Here is a 16,052-nt window from a genome sequence, read left to right on the forward strand (position 1 = left end):
GTGGCTTTTTTATAATTGACTTCAATTTAGTCGCTAACGCCCATGCCCCCAGGTCCTGTAAACATTGTCTAAAACCCGTGCTTCCTTAAAAAATCTAAGGTTAATCCTTGAGAAGACAGGGAGCGGGACTCGCCCTCCTGCCAGGGCTGAAGAATTCGATACACATACTTGCCTATAAGGTCAGTCTCCATATTCACCAGAGTGCCTGGCTTCCACGATGAGATGGTGGTTTCTTTTTGGGTAGCCGGTATAATATTTACTTCCAGATAATCCTGGCCACAATTATTGACGGTCAGACTGATCCCGTCCAGAGCCACAGAGCCCTTGGGAATGACAAAAGGTGCCTGTTCTTTTGGAAAGCTTAAGCGATAGACTCTGGACTCCCCGGCCCTCTTGATGGACTCTACCTTGGCCAGACAATCAACATGTCCGGAAACGAGGTGCCCACCCAACCTATCACCCAGAGCCAGGGCCCGTTCCAGATTAACTTTACTTCCAATCCCAAGAAGGTTCAGGTTTGTCCTGGATAAAGTCTCTTTTGAGGCATAAACCAAAAACCAATTGGCTCCAAAGTCTTCTACAGTTAAACAGACGCCGTTTACAGCAATGCTTTCTCCCAAGACATAGTCTTCCAGGACAAAAAGAGGGCTTATGCGGATTCTACTCTCTTTCCCTCTGGCTTCAATACCCTGGATTTCACCTATTCCCTGAATCAGTCCTGTAAACATAGATTTAGCTCGTGGCTAATAGTTTTTTATTAAACTCTATCACAAATTAGTTATCACGATTTTTCATAAGGCGTAAGAATATATCCGGCCCGATCCTGCTTAAATCTGTAAGCCGAAAATTTATGGCCTCATCCATTGACTCTACTTTGCGGCCACTAAAGCTTGAGGTGGCTGCATTATCACCTAAAATTTTGGGCGCCAGGAACAAGCACAGCTCATCCACCAAATCCTGCTCTAGAAGGCTTAAAGCCAATCTGCCCCCACCCTCGCATAAAGTATAATAAATTTTATATTCCTGAAACAAACGATCAAAACCACTCCGCAGATCAAATCCCCGCCTTTGAGATTCTACGTTCTGTTTTTCTGTGTCTTCACCTCGTTCTAACTTTCCTGCTTCCCAACTCCCCTGCTTCTCAGCTTCCAAAGGCAGCCCCCAGACCTGGCAGCCTAAACTCCTTAATCTCTCGGCCTGAGAAGAGCTGGCCTTTTCTTCAGTGGTCCAAAAAACAGTTTGCGCTGCCCTCTCAGACAGAAGATAAAAAGAATCATCCGTCTCAGGCAGTCTAGAGGTGACGATAACTGCCAGAGGCTGAGCCAATTCATCCCCTTCAAGCCGGCAAGTAAGTTTGGGGTTATCCGCATAAAAGGTGTTGCCACCAACAATAACGGCTCCTACCTGAGAGCGCAAACGATGTACTTCTTCCCTGGCCTTATGACTTGTTATCCATTTAGAATGGCCGTTATAAGTAGCAATTTTCCCATCCAGGGTTGAGGCGATTTTAAGGTAAGAATAGGGTCTTTTCTCCTGGGTCCAGGCAATGAAGTCGGCAATAAGATCCCGGCACTCCTCCTCTAGAATACCTGCTTCAACCCGGACGCCATTGGCCCGCAAAAACTCGATTCCTCCTCCCTGGACATGCGGGTTGGGATCCCTCGCACCTACAAAGACCTTTTTAATGCCAGCTTCTAAAATAGCTCTGGTACAGGGTGGGGTTTTACCATAATGATTACATGGCTCCAAGGTAACGAAAAGGGAAGTGTTTTTCAGGTCAACACCTTTGTTTCTGGCCTCAGTAATGGCCTCCACCTCGGCATGAGCTTGACCATAGGCCTTATGCCAGCCCCTGGCCACTATTTGTCCGTCCTTGACTATGACCGCACCAACACAGGGATTAGGCGCTGTTTTTCCCTTACCCTGTTTGGCTAGGTAGGCGGCCTGGAGCATAATCTGGTCTTTGTTCATACCTGTCTTACAAATCCGAACTACGAATCAAAAGACAAGAGTTTAAATTTGATCCCGGCCTCTTTGAGCATTTGCTGAGCCAGTTCATCCGGATAGCCTTCCGCAAAATAGATGGCGGTGATGCCACAATTGATGAGCATTTTAGTACAGATAAGACATGGCTGGGTTGTGCAATAGATGGTGGCGTCCGCGATACTTACGCCGTGGACTGCGGCCTGGATGATTATATTTTGTTCGGCATGTAACCCCCGGCACAGTTCATGTCTCTGGCCGGAAGGAATTTTTAGTCGTTCCCGTAAACAGCCAATGTCCAGGCAATGGGCAAGACCTGCCGGGGCACCATTATATCCTGTGGCTAGAATGCGCTTTTCCTTGACAGCTATAGCCCCTACCTTGCGCCTAAGACATGTGGATCTTTCCGCCACCAAGTGGGCGATGCGCATGTAATATTCATCCCAACTAAGTCTAGTGTCAGCCATAATATTATCGAAATGTTACCAGGCAAACAGAGGAAATTCACGCGCAAATTTTTCTACTTCTTGCCTTACTTCATCCAATCTGGTGTCGTTCTCTCTGCTTTCTAAGGCTTTGACTATCCAGTCCACAATCTTATGCATATGCTCAGGCTTCATCCCCCTGGTAGTCAGAGCTGGAGTGCCAAGCCTGATCCCGGAGGTGACAAAGGGAGATCTTGTTTCAAAAGGAATTGTGTTTTTGTTTACAGTGATGCCCGCTTTATCCAGGGCAATTTCCGCTTCTTTGCCAGTTATGTCCTTGTTAGTTAGATCAACCAGGATAAGATGGTTGTCGGTACCTCCGGAAACCAGATTAAAACCGGCATCCACCAGATCTTTAGCCAAGGTTTTGGCGTTTTCAATAACCATTTTTTGATACTCTTTGAACTCTGGCTTTAGTGCCTCACCAAGGGCCACGGCCTTGGCAGCAATAATATGCATTAATGGCCCGCCCTGGATTCCGGGAAAAATTTGGGAATTTAACATCTTACCAAATTCTTCCGAGCTCAATATCATGCCACCGCGCGGGCCACGCAAAGTTTTATGCGTGGTGGTTGTGGTAAAATGGGCAAAAGGGATCGGGGATGGATGAAGATCAGCGGCAATAAGACCTGCAATATGTGCCATGTCCACCATTAACTTAGCCCCAACCTTATCTGCAATCTCGCGGAATCTGGCAAAATCTATGGTCCTGGGATAGGCACTGGCTCCTGCCACGATGAGTTTTGGCTTGTGCTCAAGAGCCAGTTTCTCCACCTGGTCATAGTCAATGGTCCCGGTCTCTTTTTGTACCCCATAAAAAACAACATTATAAAGTTTTCCCGAAAAATTGACCGGGCTGCCGTGAGTCAAATGACCACCATGTGAAAGGTTCATGCCCAGAATGGTATCACCGATTTCTACGGCGCCGAAATAAACTCCCATATTTGCTTGGGAGCCGGAGTGTGGCTGAACATTAACATACTCGGCCTGAAAAAGTTTTTTAGCCCGCTCTCTTGCCAGATCTTCAGCCATGTCAACGAATTCGCATCCACCGTAATATCTTTTACCAGGATAGCCCTCAGCATATTTGTGTGTCATAACACTGCCCATTGCCTGGCGCACGGCAAGGGATGTAAAATTTTCCGAAGCAATAAGCTCCAGCTTGCTTATTTGTCGTTCTTCTTCCAGGGCAATAGCCTTAAATACTTCAGGATCTTTTCTCTTCAGTTCATCCATCATTATCTTATTTCTCCATGTTCAATGTACAATATACAAGTATTAAGCTGAAAGATAAGTGATTACATTTACATAGATAATTTTATTTTTCCAACTTCCCTCTTATCTTCCTAACTTGCGACCCTCTATCCCTGAAACTTTCTAAATAAAATAGAGCCATTCGTGCCGCCAAAGCCAAATGAATTGCACAGGGCAAACTGAATTTCTTTCTCTATTGACTTGCCGGGACAATAATTAAGATCACATTCGGGATCAGGATGTTCCAGGTTAATAGTTCCGGGAATTTTACTCTCAAAAACGCTGAGTACACTAAAAACACTTTCAATGCCACCTGCTGCTCCGAGCGTATGACCGATCATGGATTTATTAGCTGTAATAAGAATATCATAGGCATGTTGACCAAAAACTTTCTTAATGGCCCTGGTTTCACAAATATCATTTAATTTAGTGGAAGTGCCGTGGGCATTGATATGGTCGATATCCTCAGGACTTACGTCAGCCTCTTTAAGAGCACTCTGCATCGCCTGAGCCATACCTGCACCACTTTCCTCGGGAGCAGTCATGTGATAGGCATCAGAAGAAGCTCCAAAACCAACAACTTCAGCATAAATCTTAGCCCCACGCTCCAGTGCATGCTCCAGGGATTCCAGAAGCAAAAAACCGCATCCTTCACCAATGACAAATCCATCCCGATCCTTGTCAAAAGGACGGCTTGCCTTTTGGGGCTCATCATTGCGTGTCGATAAAGCTCTCATGGCGTTAAAGCCTGATACAGCCATAGGGGTTATTGTTGACTCAACGCCACCTGTAATCATGGCCTTGACTCGCCCCAATTTAATGTCAGAGTAAGCATACCCTATAGCATGGAGGCCAGAGGCACAGGCTGAAGTAGTTGCCAGATTGGGGCCTTTGGCTCCTGTTGCAATGGAAACCTGTCCGGAAGCCATGTTTGAAATCAACTGTGGAATGTAAAATGGAGAAACTCGCCTGGGCCCGGATTTCATCAATTTTGTGTGAAATTCTTCAATGGTTTCTAAGCCTCCCAAGCCGCAACCCAAGATGACCCCCAACTCGTCTGCCTTCTCCTCTTGAGTGGACCAATTGGCATCTTCAACGAGCATTTTCGCTGCAGCAACTGCAAACTGGCAGAATCTGTCCAGCCTTCTGGCCAGTTTAGGAGACAGAAAGTCTTCAACCTTGAAATCCTTGACCTCGGCCGCAATTTTGGTCGCATAATCCTGACAGTCAAATCTGGTAATTTTATCGACTCCACTTACTCCAGCCAAAAGATTATCCCAGCTTTTTTGCAAATTGGGGCCAATAGGCGTTATGGCTGCCAGACCTGTGACGACAACCCTGTTGAGCATGACTACCTCGAAAAAAGTTTAAAGTTTTTTTTAAAGTTTAATGTTTAGAGTATAGATATAAACGATCACAGAACTTTAATTTAACGGGGTCTCTACCTTAAGAAATAATAACACGAAGCCGATAGTTTTTTGGGGTAGCCCCTAATGGGGCTACCCCCTGTGATCTTATTTATCCAGACCGGTTTATTCCACCACTCAATGTGCCTAAGAAGGATAACTGGTATCCAGATTACTGATTGGCCTTAATGAAATCGATTGCGTCCTGCACTGTCCTGATTTGTTGGGCCTTCTCATCGTCGATTTCGATATCGAACTCTTCTTCCATGGCCATGATCAGTTCAGTGAGATCCAGGGAGTCCGCGCCAAGATCTTCCACAAATTTTGACTCTGGCTTTACTTCATCAGCAGAAACACCTAATTGTTCCACAACAATTTCTTTCACTTTTTCCTCAACTGACATAGTTCCCTCCATGATTATTTTTGTTTAAAATGTAGCATTATTAAATTTTAACAAATAAAAACATAAAAAATGTCGGGACTAGAGTGTAGAGTTGATAAATGTAAACTTTTAAAATGGAAAACTGGCTTTTCAACTTAACACTCAAGCCTTCCAACTTCAAATTTTTTAAAGCCGAGTCTTCTATTACAGGTACATTCCCCCATTTACGTTAATAACTTGCCCGGTAATATAGGAAGCCTCCTTTGAGGCCAGAAAAGCAATGGCTTCGGCTATATCTTCAGCAGTTCCAAAGCGTTGAAGAGGTATCTTGTTCAGATATTCATTTTGCAGATTTTCAGGAAGGCCAGCAGTCATATCCGTGGTGATAAAGCCGGGAGCAACAGCATTGACTGTAATGTTTCTTGAGGCCAGTTCCAGGGCCGCAGTCTTGGTCAAACCAATCATACCGGCCTTTGCTGCAGTATAATTGGCCTGTCCCGGGTTGCCTGCCTGGCCAGTGACAGATGTTATATTGATAATCCGGCCATAACGCTGTTTAATCATGATCTTGGCCGCCTGTTGCAGGCAGACAAACGAGCCGGTAAGGTTTACCTGAATCACCTTTTCCCATTGTTCCTTATTCATGCGTATAAGCAACCCATCTTTGGTCATGCCGGCATTATTGACCAAGACTTCCAAAAAAACTTTTTTTCTAATTTCTTTCTCAAAAAAACTTACCACTTGATCCCAATCGCCAATATCCAGACAAAAAGCCTTGGCTTGCCCACCTTGGTCTGCAATCTGGGCACAGGTTTGCTCGGCCAGTTCGGGTTTACTCACATAAGTCAGAAAAATTTGATACCCCATCTTGGCAAGACGTAATGCAGCGGCCTTACCTATTCCTCTTGATCCACCAGTAATTAATGCTGTTCTAACTAATTCTCCCATAAAAAGCCTCTTAATAATTTGAACTTCACCTCAGAACACAAAACTCAATACTCTAAAACTTTACAAGGGCAGCCCCCCAAGTAAAGCCTCCACCAAAGGCCACTAATAACACACGATCGCCAGGAGCAATGCGTCCTTTTTGTTTTGCTTCGGCCAGTGCAATAGGTACAGAAGCTGCCGAAGTATTGCCATAATCCTGTACATTGACAAAAATTTTTTCAGGCGGAAACTCTAATTTTTTGCCCACCGCTTCTATAATGCGGTTATTGGCCTGATGAGGGATAAGTAGGTTAATATCCTCCACAGACAAATTGTTCTTTTTCAAGATTTCAAGAGCAATATTAGACATGGAGCGTACAGCATGCTTGAACACGGTCTGGCCTTGCATCTGGACAAAAAAGTCCTCATCGGCCTTTTGACCAAAGGTCAAAGGGTATGCTGAACCGCCGCCCTTGACAGTTAATAGCTCCCCTAAGGACCCATCTGCTTTTAATAGAACATCTTCGAGTACGGCTCCGTCTTCCCCAGAATTAGAAAGAATCACAGCTCCTGCGCCATCACCAAAAAGTACGCAGGTAGAGCGATCATTAAAATTGACTCTCGATGTAACCACTTCTGAGGCTACAACGAGGACTTTTGCATCTGCATAGAGAGCACAAAAACCTCTTGCCAGGTCAAGGGCATAAATAAAACCAGTGCAAGCAGCATTTATATCACAACTAGGAATATCTTTGATGCCCAATTTTTTTTGCAATACACATGCAGCACTGGGAATGTAACTGTCAGGCGTAAAGGTAGCCGTAATAATATGAGTTAAGTCTTGGGGTTCAAGGTGGGCATCCTGAAGGGCATTTTGAGCGGCAACCAAAGCCAGATCAGAACAGGCCTCATCCTCAACAATGTGCCGTTTTTTAATACCTGTTCTGGTTGTTATCCACTCATCCGAAGTATCCACTAATTTTTCCAAGTCGTCGTTGGTCAAAATCTTGTCCGGCACATAAAAGCCGAGACCACAAATTTGCGTTTCTCTATCCATGTAAATGATCCTATTTTTTAAAGGCTAAAGCACAGGACACAAGACGTAAGCTAAAGATAATTTTTTCACAAGACGCACAAATTCAATCAAATTTTCCTATCTTAAATGAACTTTTCCTTCAGAACAAATAAATCACTCAACATTCAATTTATGAACGCGGCAAGGCCCTCTTACCAAAGATGCTCAATTCTCTGTTGGCGGATAAACCTTCTACCAGATGTTCATTAGCCTGGTTTTTAATAAAGGTAGCGGCCATATGCACTGCATTTGTTATGGCCTTGCTGTTGGAGGAGCCATGACAGACAATGGCAATGCCTCTTAAGCCAAGAAGCGGGGCACCCCCATATTCAGCGTAGTCAATTCGGCGCCCAAAACGCTTTAGGGCCCTGATCCCCAGGAGAAAACCAAGACGAGCCAAAAAACTTTTTTTTACCTCGGCCTTTAACAACTTGGTCAAAGATATGGCCAGGCCTTCCATAAGTTTCAGGGCAATATTGCCCACAAAACCATCGCAGACAACAATGTCTGCTTTGCCTGTAAATATATCCCGACCTTCTACATTGCCTATGAAATTTAGGGAAGACATCCTGAACAATTCAACTGCTTCCCTGACCAGCTTATTGCCTTTGCCCTCTTCCTCACCAATGGTTAAGATCCCGACCCGCGGTTTCTCTATGTGCAACACATCCCGAGCCAGGACATCCGCCATGAGCCCGAATTGAACCAAATGGTAAGGCTTGCAATCCACATTGGCACCGACATCGATCAAAATGGTCGGGCCCTTTTCAGAAGGAATGATCGAGGCCAGGGCTGGGCGCTCAACACCTTTGATTCGCCCCAGAATAAACATGCCGCAGGCCAAAGTAGCGCCGGAATTACCAGCACTGACTACACCATGGGCCTTACCTTCGCGCACCAACCTGAATGCCACCTCAATAGAGGTATTTTTCTTTTTGCGCAAAATCTCAGATGGCTTTTCTGACATGCCTGCGACTTCTGGAGCATGGACAACTTCAATATCTAACCCATTCGTTTTATGTTGTTTTAACTCCTGGGAAAGAATCTTTTCATCGCCGACTAGAATCAGAGAAAGCCGTTCTGCCCTGGCGGCCTTTAAAGCGCCTGGGATAACGACTTGGGGACCGTGGTCCCCTCCCATGGCATCGATAGCAATGCAAGGGGTTTGCTTAGGCATCCTCGCGCCTTAAATATTGTCTCCCTTTATAATTGCCACAACCAGGACAAATGCGGTGGGGCAATGTGGCTTCGCCGCACTCGCAGTAAATAAAATTGGGAGCAGAGATATGGTCATGAGACCTGCGCATACCTTTTTTGGATTTGGATGTTTTCTTCTTTGGTACAGCCATGATTTCACCTCTTCTTAATGGTTAAACTCGAGTAGTTGAGTTGTGATGTTAAACGGATATGCTCTCAACCTTTACAATCCTAATTACCCTTAACTTTAAATTGTTTTAACACAGCCAGCCGTGGGTCGCCAGCATTTCGCTCACAACTGCAAATTTTTTCATTCAAATTTTGACCACAATGTGGACAAAGACCCTTGCAGCTCTCTGAGCAAAGATACTTATCGGGCAAGGCAAGGACAAATTGTTCCCAAAATAAATGCTCTATATCAAGCTCCCAGGCCCCATCAATAAAGCGGAGCAGAGGTTTTTGAACATGGTCAGGTTCAACCGGCTCAAACTCCTCAAAAAGGCCAAAAGAGTAATCAACACCAACCCTCGCCTGCTCCAAACAGCGGTTACATGGCAAAAAAACAGAACCGCTGATTTTTCCCTGGATGTAAAATCCTTTTTTTTGGGGGATAATACTAAGCCAAACGACTAAACTTTCAGCCATAGCGCAGGGCAACTTGTTTTTCTCCCACAAGTACACCCACGCCTGGTCATCTTGAAAAGAAAATTCCCGGCCTTCTGCCGGGATGTCGGTCAAAGAGAGCCATTTTTTTTGCATAATCACCTCGGAAACAAGCTGTCTATATTGCGAATAATTTTCTTGTCAAGGAGTTTGCACTTGCTATTTTTGAGCAAGCAAGTTAGGAGAGTAAATTCTTTGGCATTGAGTGGATGAATTCGCGAGTTGCAAAAACCGTATGTTTTAGACCTCGCGAAATAAATTTTTGAGACAAATCAAAGATTTACATAACGAGTGAGGAGGTTCGGTTATGGGAAAAGAATGTGCTATCTGCGGAAAGAAGCCTCAGGTTGGGAATAATGTCAGCCATGCCAATAATAAAACTAAAAGAAGATTTATGCCCAATCTGCAGAAAGTCAAGGCCCAATTACCCAGTGGACAGGTAAAGAAAATTAGCGTGTGCACCAGGTGCATTCGCTCCGGCGCTGTCGTCAAGCCAATGGCAAAATAAAAAAAGGCGGCTAAACCAGCCGCCTTTTTTTATTTTGTAGAAATAACACCCTGGCCTAACTTCGCTATTTGTCCTTCCTGTAAAACTCGAAACACATCTCTTCTTTCCACTTATCAACCTCATCTTTATAAAATGTGAGGGGCATTTCCATTTTACACGACCTGCAAACTACCCTGGCTCCTGCTCACCGGCCAACGATCTGAACCGGCGAGTTACAAAATTTGCACTTTAATTCAGGGCCGTTAGCATCATTCACTTTATCCCTCCTCTTCTCTCCTAAATGCTACTACTTAAGTGTCATCAATCTGTGAATCTTGTTGTAACTATCTATTTTGATTATCTAAGTTTGTGGCCAACTGAAAACTGCTCCCAGAGCGAAATTTGCGCAAAACATATATCAATTTCTTAAGAGTTGTTTAAACTCTTCCACAGTTAATCCAACTTGTTTTATGATTTTCCGTAATGTGCCTTTTGCTATTTCTCGATGATCCGGAACAACAATACGTCTATGAGGATACACGACTTGTCGTAGGATTATATGACTGCCTTTCTGCCTGTCTCTTTCATAACCTACCTTTGACAATGCTGACACTACTTCTCGTCCCGATACTCTTGGAAGTATACTCACACTGCTACCTCTACAATTTCTTCATCAATGGATGGGGGAATAGGTTCATTGTGAGCTTTCAAACTTTCAATATATGCTTCAATTGCTTCTTGAATATTCGTTAACGCCTCAACACGTGTTTCTCCTTGAGAAATACAGCCAGGTAGAGAAGGAACCTCTGCAACAAAGATCCCATCTTCATCTTGTTCAATAATAACTCGATATTTCATAAATGCCTCCTATCTTTATTTGTTGGCTAACTATCAATAATAAAAGAATATTCGTTTATCCTGAATACTCCGTCAGCTCTGCCCGCAAGCAAACTATAGCTGGTTCCAGGAGTTTGCACCTGCATAAAAAAACAACCATCAAAATAGTCATGCAAACTTACCATCTTAAATGTGCTGGCTACAGACTCTTAAGCAAGCTGCTGAATCCCTTCCAGAACCCAGGAAGAGTTAGGCTCATCGGTTTGCCGACTAAAATGCCATACTTCGCGCACCTGCTGAGGATTACTTTGCTCTGGCTCTTCACGCATCAGAGCATCAAAGTAAACCGAGGCAATGGTTCTGCCCCCTTCCTCACGGACATCCAACAGCCTGGCGTTTACAAGCAAAATTTCTGTTTTGCCAGGATGCGGATCCTCCTGAGCCTGAGCCTTGATGAAAGCAAATACTTCCGGGCTTGTGAACTGCTTTATATCCTCCAGATCCCTTTTGTCCCAGGATTCCTGCATCCTTAAAAAGGCAGCCTTGGCCCCTTTTAAAAACTCCTGCTCATCAAAGCCGTCCGGGAGTTTTATTTCCGGTTCGGACGATAACTGCCCTCCTGAGCCCGTACGCAAATTGTCCCATGATGCTTCCGGACGGGTTGAAGACTCATATCTTGTTCCGGAATATGACGATATAGATGGTTCTTCAGCAGGTCTTTTCGATCGCATAAACTTAAAGATAAGAAAGATCACTCCACCAATGATCAACAAATCCAGGAGGTTGGGACCATGAAATGGTCCACCAAAAAAAAGAGAGCCTAGCAGGCCGCCCATAGCAAGACCACCTAGAAAGCCCCACAATCCAGGACGTGAAAAGGTTGATCTCTGTCCACGGGAGTTGGCGTATGATTTACTAGTATAAGGTTTGGAAGGAATTTTTTTGGTATAGCTGCGATTATAACTTGGCCTGCTGCCAAAAGAACGCCCTCCGCCAAATCTTTTACCGAAGGCTTGGTGGTCAAAGTCCAGAAAAAAACTAAAAATCAAAACAGGAATCAAAATTATAAGCATCTTCTTCCAATTCATTATTTCCTCCGTATTCAACGTTCAATGTTCAATGTTCAATGTTGAAATCTCAACTTTCTGACACGATTAACATCCTCAAATTACTACACAATTGAAGAGTGCATTTTCTGAAATGCATTACAAACGGGTTGGGTAACACATCTTGGCGAAGATTGCGGAAGTGCTGTGCATAGGGAGGTTATTCCATCGAACTTTCGAAACCCATCATAACAACAGAAAAGACATTAAATAATATTCTATTGGCTAACCCCATTATGCACAGCCCGCAAGCAAGCCTTAGATGTGTCCAAGTCTTTGTTCGCATTGAAGAAAATGCGCTCGCAAATTAACTAAGAAAGTTGAGGTTGAAATTCTTACGCTTACCTGAATCTGTGAAGTTGTACTAGCAAACATGGCATCTGGGGTCAGACCCCTTTGCTTTTCTTCTCTGTCCACTGCTCACTCATAAAACAAGTAATCGACGAAAATTAACGGATTCAGGCGCTTACCTCTGACAATCAACATTGAACGTTGAACATTTAAGCTTCTTCATGTTTATGCGGAATTTGACCTAAAGGATGGACATGGATGTGTTTATGCATCACCACTGACTGGTCGTACACGAGCTTGCCCTGTTTCATTAAATATTGTTTTTTTGTGGTCTGGGCAAGAAAATCATAGTCATGGGAAATGATAATCTGTGCAATGTCTAAATCTTGAATAATCTTGATAAGTTTTCGCCTGGTTTGTTCGTCCAGTCCTGTAGTAGGTTCATCAAAAATAAGTGCTTCCGGCTCCATGACAAGGACAGTGGCAATGGAGACCAGTTTTTTTTCTCCGCCAGAAAGGTTATGTGTAAACCGTTGTTCAAACTCGCTAAGGCCAAGCTTGGCCAGTATAGCACGGGCAAGTTCCTTGGCTTTTTCCGGAGAGTGACCCAGGTTTAACGGGCCAAATGCCACATCTTCCAAAACAGTTGGGTAGATAAGCTGGTCATCAGCATTTTGAAAAACAAACCCAATACGTGGCCTAATCTTTTGAAAGTCCTTTTCGCTCCTTATTATTTGACCGAAAATTTCAATCTGTCCGCTCCTGGGCTTAATCAGGCCCATGATGATGTGAGCCAGAGTTGTTTTGCCGCTACCATTGGGCCCAATTATACCTACCCGTTCTCCGGAGTAAAGCTCAAAGTTTAATTGATCGAGCAAAGCCGACCCATTTGGATAGGCAAAAGAGATATTTTTTAAAGAAACTAACTTCATAATAATAATAATGTTGAATGCTGAATAGCGAAGCGTTGAATTATTTAAAAAAAATAGGGTTTATATATTCCAGCATCAACAACACGGAGGCAAATATAGATGATGTCAGGAAAAAGGAAAAGTCTTTTTTGGTCAAGGAGAATTTGTGCAGAGAATAAAATTTTCCCTGGAAGCCCCGGCAGAGCATGGCCTTGTGCACCTGCTCTGCCCTGTCCCACGATCTGACGAGGATAAGGCCCAAAAGGCAAGCATAAGTTTTATAGGTGTGCAGGTTGGTTTTAGGGTTAAATCCCCTGACTTTCAGAGAACGTAACAGCCTTTTTTTTTCTTCTTCGAGGACAAAAATATACCTGAATGAAAAAATCAGTAAATAGGTAAGCTTTTCTGGCAGGCCTAGCTGTTGCAAGGCATAGCCAATGGTAGGCACAGGGATGGTGGAAATAAGAGCAATAAAGATGGTCATAATTGCATTGGCTTTTAAAGTAATTTGCAAGGCCAAAATCAAACCCTCTTTGCTGGCAGATAAAGGGCCAAGAGAGAACAAGGTCTGCCCCGGATAGGAAAACGGGAGCACTGCCCAAAGAAAAAGTATAAATGTATTTATGACCAAGAGCCTGGATAGAAGCTTTTGCAGGGGAAGACATGAAAGAAAATAGAGAATTACTGCACTGGCAATACCAGCAGAGAGGACAGGCAACGAAGAACTAAGAGCCAGGACAACTGACAAAATAAAAGCCTGGACCAGTCTTATTCGCGGGTCCAGGCTATGAATAAAAGATTTATAAGCTATAAACTCCTGCTCAAGCATTTTAACCCGAATCTACGTAGTTCACTAATTAAATTTAATGTCCGCTCTCTACTTTTTGCTCTTGAAATACATGGCAATGCCCATAAGACCTAGAATATAGCCAATGCCCCCAAAAATGTCAGCAAAACTTATCGGCCTTTCCTGTAGAAGAGTAAGCTTTTCCATAACCGGCTTAAGTTTTCGATCCAGCACTTTGTTCAAGACCTTTTCCAGGCTGGCGGTATCTATGTTACTGGCTGCTACAACCTTTGACTGAACCTCAGTTTCAGATTTTTGGGATTCTACAGGCGTATCAATATCAGCAGTCTGTGCCGTATCTTCGGAAATTTCATCCCCAACAAGTTCATCAGCCGGGATAGGCCATGTGTTCTTGTGGCCCATACCAGCAATCAACTCAACTTCAAGATCCAATTTTTCTTTAATGGCCTTTTGAGGAATAGGTATAGAAACCTCTCCCTGGTCATTAGTCTTACCCTGGACCAGAACTTGGCCGCTCTTTTTATCCAGGATCTTGACCAGGCAGTCTTGCGCCTTGTTGCCAGAGGCAAATTTTCCCGTACAATTGATTTTTCCCCCTTCTACCCAACAGAAAACATTTACCCGATGGGCCAGAGAGGAGCTAATAAAGCCTAATGTAAGAATGATGGTCAATAATAATTTAGCCATGTTAGTTCCTAGTTTTTGTTTTTGGGTTTCTGGTTTTTATTAAATAATCAAAACTCAATACACCTTCTCCGCTTCACCTTTTTTCTATCATTTCAGGCCGGACCTTGTGCAGAAAAGAAACCGTCAAGCTGGCAATTATGCCCTCCACGACCATGACCGGAATATGGGCAAGAATAATGAGTTTAGCTGCCGGCAAAAAAGCCTCCCCTGAAAAAGCTAGACTTATGGCCACCAAGAATCCGCTACCCAAAATACCCAGAGCACCCAGGCAGAAATTTACAAATATATTTTTTTTGAGCTTTACAGGCAAACTATAATAGAGCAAACCGCAGACAAGCGCTGGTCCTGCCATAATCACAGTATTTACTCCAAGGGCAGTGAGCCCTCCAAATTGAAACAATACTGCCTGCAAGAACAAAGCTACCAAAATAGCCAGAATGCAGGCTGGACCCAAAATAATTCCGGTCAAACCATTCAGGACCAGGTGCATATTAGAGGGTCCAATGGGCACATGGATTAAAGACGCCACAAAAAAGACCGCTGACAGGATAGCGGTCTTGGGGATCTGATTATAATCCAATTTTTTTAGGGCCCAGGCCGTGCCGATAACAGTTAGTCCGGCCCCGGTAAGCAGTACCGGAAGACTTAAAACACCTTCAGATATATGCATGTGTCTATCCTTATCAGGCCAGATCTATACAATGATCTGGCCTGTACTTGTTTTTACTTTTCTTGCCAATCCAGGAATTGGACCCAGAGTACAGCCCCAATCTCAACATCCTTATCCTGGCCATCTTTTTTTATTTTAAAATCAGCAGTATTCAAGCCGGCAAACCCCCACCAACCAGCTCGAGGAGGAGTGTAAGTAAATACACCATTGGCATCAGCCTTGACCACTTGAGTGATCATGTATTCCGAAGGAGCCTTTACCTTATGCCCCTGGTTGTAGAACTCGATTTCAACATCACAATAAGGAACGGGTTTTCCATCTACCAGCACCTGGCCTTGAAAAGTATTTCCAGCATACAGACCAAAAGGACGGGTCAAGGGAATAATCTCTGTTTTCAAACCAACGGGTTCATCCCAGCCTTCTTCATCGCCAAACGCAGCAACAATGGTTTTGGTGTAATGGATAATGAAACAGTCTTCTGCTGGCTCCCAATAAGGTTTGGGCTCCATATAAAATTTATAGACTCCGGGCCTTTTCACCTTAAACTTGGTTTCCCAGGCAGTATGACCCATGACCTTGGTCTTTTTGAGCTTAGAAAGTAAATCTTTGTTTTGGGAACCAACCTTAACACCAAATTTCGCAGGTTTAACCAGTTCCATGCCTATCATCTCAAAAGGATGAGAAAAGGATAATTTCAAATCAACCACTTTATTCTCCGGTGCAACCATGGACTGGGAAGGAATGACCATGCCAAAATGGGCAAGACACACAGAAGGAATTAAAACCAAAAGAACAGGCATAAAAAATTTAAAAATGCGCATAAAAAAACCTCCGTTTTGATAATTAAAATATAACTACTTATAATGTAAAACTTATTTGAAAA

Annotated in this window: 21 protein-coding genes; 1 reads left to right on the forward strand and 20 read right to left on the reverse strand. The window is 43.8% G+C overall.

Annotated elements, in window-relative coordinates:
* Positions 1–68 precede the first annotated feature (68 nt).
* The 11 genes from KFV02_RS01940 to KFV02_RS01990 form a co-directional block, all read right to left on the reverse strand.
* Positions 69–728, reverse strand: coding sequence for a riboflavin synthase (locus tag KFV02_RS01940; RefSeq protein WP_252379851.1), 660 nt, complete (start codon positions 726–728; stop codon positions 69–71).
* A 46-nt stretch (positions 729–774) separates the two neighbouring features.
* Positions 775–1,971: a bifunctional diaminohydroxyphosphoribosylaminopyrimidine deaminase/5-amino-6-(5-phosphoribosylamino)uracil reductase RibD gene (gene ribD, locus KFV02_RS01945; protein ID WP_252379852.1), complete on the reverse strand. Its 1,197-nt coding sequence runs from the start codon at positions 1,969–1,971 to the stop codon at positions 775–777.
* Between the two features lie 20 nt (positions 1,972–1,991).
* Positions 1,992–2,450 (reverse strand): deoxycytidylate deaminase, encoded by a 459-nt coding sequence (locus KFV02_RS01950; RefSeq protein ID WP_252379853.1) that lies wholly within the window; start codon positions 2,448–2,450, stop codon positions 1,992–1,994.
* 15 nt (positions 2,451–2,465) lie between these two features.
* Positions 2,466–3,704 carry a serine hydroxymethyltransferase gene (gene glyA / locus KFV02_RS01955; protein WP_252379901.1) on the reverse strand — a complete coding sequence of 413 codons (1,239 nt, stop codon included), beginning with the start codon at positions 3,702–3,704 and terminating at the stop codon, positions 2,466–2,468.
* Between the two features lie 125 nt (positions 3,705–3,829).
* On the reverse strand, positions 3,830–5,071 hold the full coding sequence (gene fabF / locus KFV02_RS01960; RefSeq protein WP_252379854.1) for a beta-ketoacyl-ACP synthase II: 1,242 nt from the start codon (positions 5,069–5,071) through the stop codon (positions 3,830–3,832).
* 229 nt (positions 5,072–5,300) lie between these two features.
* Positions 5,301–5,531, reverse strand: a complete 231-nt coding sequence (gene acpP, locus KFV02_RS01965; RefSeq protein ID WP_252379855.1) for an acyl carrier protein — start codon at positions 5,529–5,531, stop codon at positions 5,301–5,303.
* A gap of 183 nt (positions 5,532–5,714) precedes the next feature.
* On the reverse strand, positions 5,715–6,458 hold the full coding sequence (gene fabG, locus KFV02_RS01970; RefSeq protein WP_252379856.1) for a 3-oxoacyl-[acyl-carrier-protein] reductase: 744 nt from the start codon (positions 6,456–6,458) through the stop codon (positions 5,715–5,717).
* Positions 6,459–6,510: 52 nt separating this feature from the next.
* Entirely contained in the window at positions 6,511–7,494 is a 984-nt protein-coding gene (locus tag KFV02_RS01975; protein ID WP_252379857.1) for a beta-ketoacyl-ACP synthase III, read from the reverse strand.
* Between the two features lie 148 nt (positions 7,495–7,642).
* Positions 7,643–8,689: a phosphate acyltransferase PlsX gene (gene plsX, locus KFV02_RS01980; RefSeq protein ID WP_252379858.1), complete on the reverse strand. Its 1,047-nt coding sequence runs from the start codon at positions 8,687–8,689 to the stop codon at positions 7,643–7,645.
* Positions 8,682–8,861 (reverse strand): 50S ribosomal protein L32, encoded by a 180-nt coding sequence (gene rpmF, locus KFV02_RS01985; RefSeq protein ID WP_252379859.1) that lies wholly within the window; start codon positions 8,859–8,861, stop codon positions 8,682–8,684. The genes plsX and rpmF overlap by 8 nt, the downstream gene beginning before the upstream one ends.
* Before the next feature lie 79 nt (positions 8,862–8,940).
* Positions 8,941–9,468 (reverse strand): YceD family protein, encoded by a 528-nt coding sequence (locus KFV02_RS01990; RefSeq protein WP_252379860.1) that lies wholly within the window; start codon positions 9,466–9,468, stop codon positions 8,941–8,943.
* A 211-nt stretch (positions 9,469–9,679) separates the two neighbouring features.
* On the opposite strand from KFV02_RS01990, the gene rpmB reads away from it, so the two are divergent.
* Positions 9,680–9,880: a 50S ribosomal protein L28 gene (rpmB, locus tag KFV02_RS01995; protein WP_252379861.1), complete on the forward strand. Its 201-nt coding sequence runs from the start codon at positions 9,680–9,682 to the stop codon at positions 9,878–9,880.
* Positions 9,881–10,277: 397 nt separating this feature from the next.
* Here rpmB and KFV02_RS02000 read toward each other — a convergent pair whose 3' ends face one another.
* The 9 genes from KFV02_RS02000 to KFV02_RS02040 form a co-directional block, all read right to left on the reverse strand.
* Positions 10,278–10,508 carry a type II toxin-antitoxin system HicA family toxin gene (locus tag KFV02_RS02000; RefSeq protein ID WP_252379862.1) on the reverse strand — a complete coding sequence of 77 codons (231 nt, stop codon included), beginning with the start codon at positions 10,506–10,508 and terminating at the stop codon, positions 10,278–10,280.
* Positions 10,505–10,717, reverse strand: a complete 213-nt coding sequence (locus tag KFV02_RS02005) for a type II toxin-antitoxin system HicB family antitoxin (RefSeq protein WP_252379863.1) — start codon at positions 10,715–10,717, stop codon at positions 10,505–10,507. Before KFV02_RS02005 ends, KFV02_RS02000 begins: the two co-directional genes overlap by 4 nt.
* 26 nt (positions 10,718–10,743) lie before the next feature.
* Positions 10,744–10,881, reverse strand: a complete 138-nt coding sequence (locus KFV02_RS02010) for a hypothetical protein (protein WP_252379864.1) — start codon at positions 10,879–10,881, stop codon at positions 10,744–10,746.
* A gap of 24 nt (positions 10,882–10,905) precedes the next feature.
* Positions 10,906–11,784 carry a Tim44 domain-containing protein gene (locus KFV02_RS02015; RefSeq protein WP_252379865.1) on the reverse strand — a complete coding sequence of 293 codons (879 nt, stop codon included), beginning with the start codon at positions 11,782–11,784 and terminating at the stop codon, positions 10,906–10,908.
* 518 nt (positions 11,785–12,302) lie between these two features.
* Positions 12,303–13,025 (reverse strand): energy-coupling factor ABC transporter ATP-binding protein, encoded by a 723-nt coding sequence (locus KFV02_RS02020; protein ID WP_289510043.1) that lies wholly within the window; start codon positions 13,023–13,025, stop codon positions 12,303–12,305.
* 40 nt (positions 13,026–13,065) lie between these two features.
* Entirely contained in the window at positions 13,066–13,833 is a 768-nt protein-coding gene (gene cbiQ, locus KFV02_RS02025; protein ID WP_252379866.1) for a cobalt ECF transporter T component CbiQ, read from the reverse strand.
* Between the two features lie 48 nt (positions 13,834–13,881).
* Positions 13,882–14,499 (reverse strand): NikL family nickel/cobalt ECF transporter subunit, encoded by a 618-nt coding sequence (locus tag KFV02_RS02030; protein ID WP_252379867.1) that lies wholly within the window; start codon positions 14,497–14,499, stop codon positions 13,882–13,884.
* A 73-nt stretch (positions 14,500–14,572) separates the two neighbouring features.
* Positions 14,573–15,169: a cobalt transporter CbiM gene (gene cbiM, locus KFV02_RS02035; protein ID WP_252379868.1), complete on the reverse strand. Its 597-nt coding sequence runs from the start codon at positions 15,167–15,169 to the stop codon at positions 14,573–14,575.
* Positions 15,170–15,222: 53 nt separating this feature from the next.
* Positions 15,223–15,990, reverse strand: coding sequence for a DUF4198 domain-containing protein (locus KFV02_RS02040; protein WP_252379869.1), 768 nt, complete (start codon positions 15,988–15,990; stop codon positions 15,223–15,225).
* Positions 15,991–16,052: the final 62 nt, after the last annotated feature.

Source organism: Desulfovulcanus ferrireducens (assembly GCF_018704065.1).
Lineage (GTDB): Bacteria > Desulfobacterota > Desulfovibrionia > Desulfovibrionales > Desulfonatronovibrionaceae > Desulfovulcanus > Desulfovulcanus ferrireducens.

Bases quoted from the DNA above. Each gene is read 5' to 3' on its own strand.
- KFV02_RS01940 (WP_252379851.1), bottom strand. From the start codon at position 728: ATGTTTACAGGACTGATTCAGGGAATAGGTGAAATCCAGGGTATTGAA.
- ribD (WP_252379852.1), bottom strand. From the start codon at position 1,971: ATGAACAAAGACCAGATTATGCTCCAGGCCGCCTACCTAGCCAAACAG.
- KFV02_RS01950 (WP_252379853.1), bottom strand. From the start codon at position 2,450: ATGGCTGACACTAGACTTAGTTGGGATGAATATTACATGCGCATCGCC.
- glyA (WP_252379901.1), bottom strand. From the start codon at position 3,704: ATGGATGAACTGAAGAGAAAAGATCCTGAAGTATTTAAGGCTATTGCC.
- fabF (WP_252379854.1), bottom strand. From the start codon at position 5,071: ATGCTCAACAGGGTTGTCGTCACAGGTCTGGCAGCCATAACGCCTATT.
- acpP (WP_252379855.1), bottom strand. From the start codon at position 5,531: ATGTCAGTTGAGGAAAAAGTGAAAGAAATTGTTGTGGAACAATTAGGT.
- fabG (WP_252379856.1), bottom strand. From the start codon at position 6,458: ATGGGAGAATTAGTTAGAACAGCATTAATTACTGGTGGATCAAGAGGA.
- KFV02_RS01975 (WP_252379857.1), bottom strand. From the start codon at position 7,494: ATGGATAGAGAAACGCAAATTTGTGGTCTCGGCTTTTATGTGCCGGAC.
- plsX (WP_252379858.1), bottom strand. From the start codon at position 8,689: ATGCCTAAGCAAACCCCTTGCATTGCTATCGATGCCATGGGAGGGGAC.
- rpmF (WP_252379859.1), bottom strand. From the start codon at position 8,861: ATGGCTGTACCAAAGAAGAAAACATCCAAATCCAAAAAAGGTATGCGC.
- KFV02_RS01990 (WP_252379860.1), bottom strand. From the start codon at position 9,468: ATGCAAAAAAAATGGCTCTCTTTGACCGACATCCCGGCAGAAGGCCGG.
- rpmB (WP_252379861.1), top strand. From the start codon at position 9,680: ATGGGAAAAGAATGTGCTATCTGCGGAAAGAAGCCTCAGGTTGGGAAT.
- KFV02_RS02005 (WP_252379863.1), bottom strand. From the start codon at position 10,717: ATGAAATATCGAGTTATTATTGAACAAGATGAAGATGGGATCTTTGTT.
- KFV02_RS02010 (WP_252379864.1), bottom strand. From the start codon at position 10,881: ATGGTAAGTTTGCATGACTATTTTGATGGTTGTTTTTTTATGCAGGTG.
- KFV02_RS02015 (WP_252379865.1), bottom strand. From the start codon at position 11,784: ATGAATTGGAAGAAGATGCTTATAATTTTGATTCCTGTTTTGATTTTT.
- KFV02_RS02020 (WP_289510043.1), bottom strand. From the start codon at position 13,025: ATGAAGTTAGTTTCTTTAAAAAATATCTCTTTTGCCTATCCAAATGGG.
- cbiQ (WP_252379866.1), bottom strand. From the start codon at position 13,833: ATGCTTGAGCAGGAGTTTATAGCTTATAAATCTTTTATTCATAGCCTG.
- KFV02_RS02030 (WP_252379867.1), bottom strand. From the start codon at position 14,499: ATGGCTAAATTATTATTGACCATCATTCTTACATTAGGCTTTATTAGC.
- cbiM (WP_252379868.1), bottom strand. From the start codon at position 15,169: ATGCATATATCTGAAGGTGTTTTAAGTCTTCCGGTACTGCTTACCGGG.
- KFV02_RS02040 (WP_252379869.1), bottom strand. From the start codon at position 15,990: ATGCGCATTTTTAAATTTTTTATGCCTGTTCTTTTGGTTTTAATTCCT.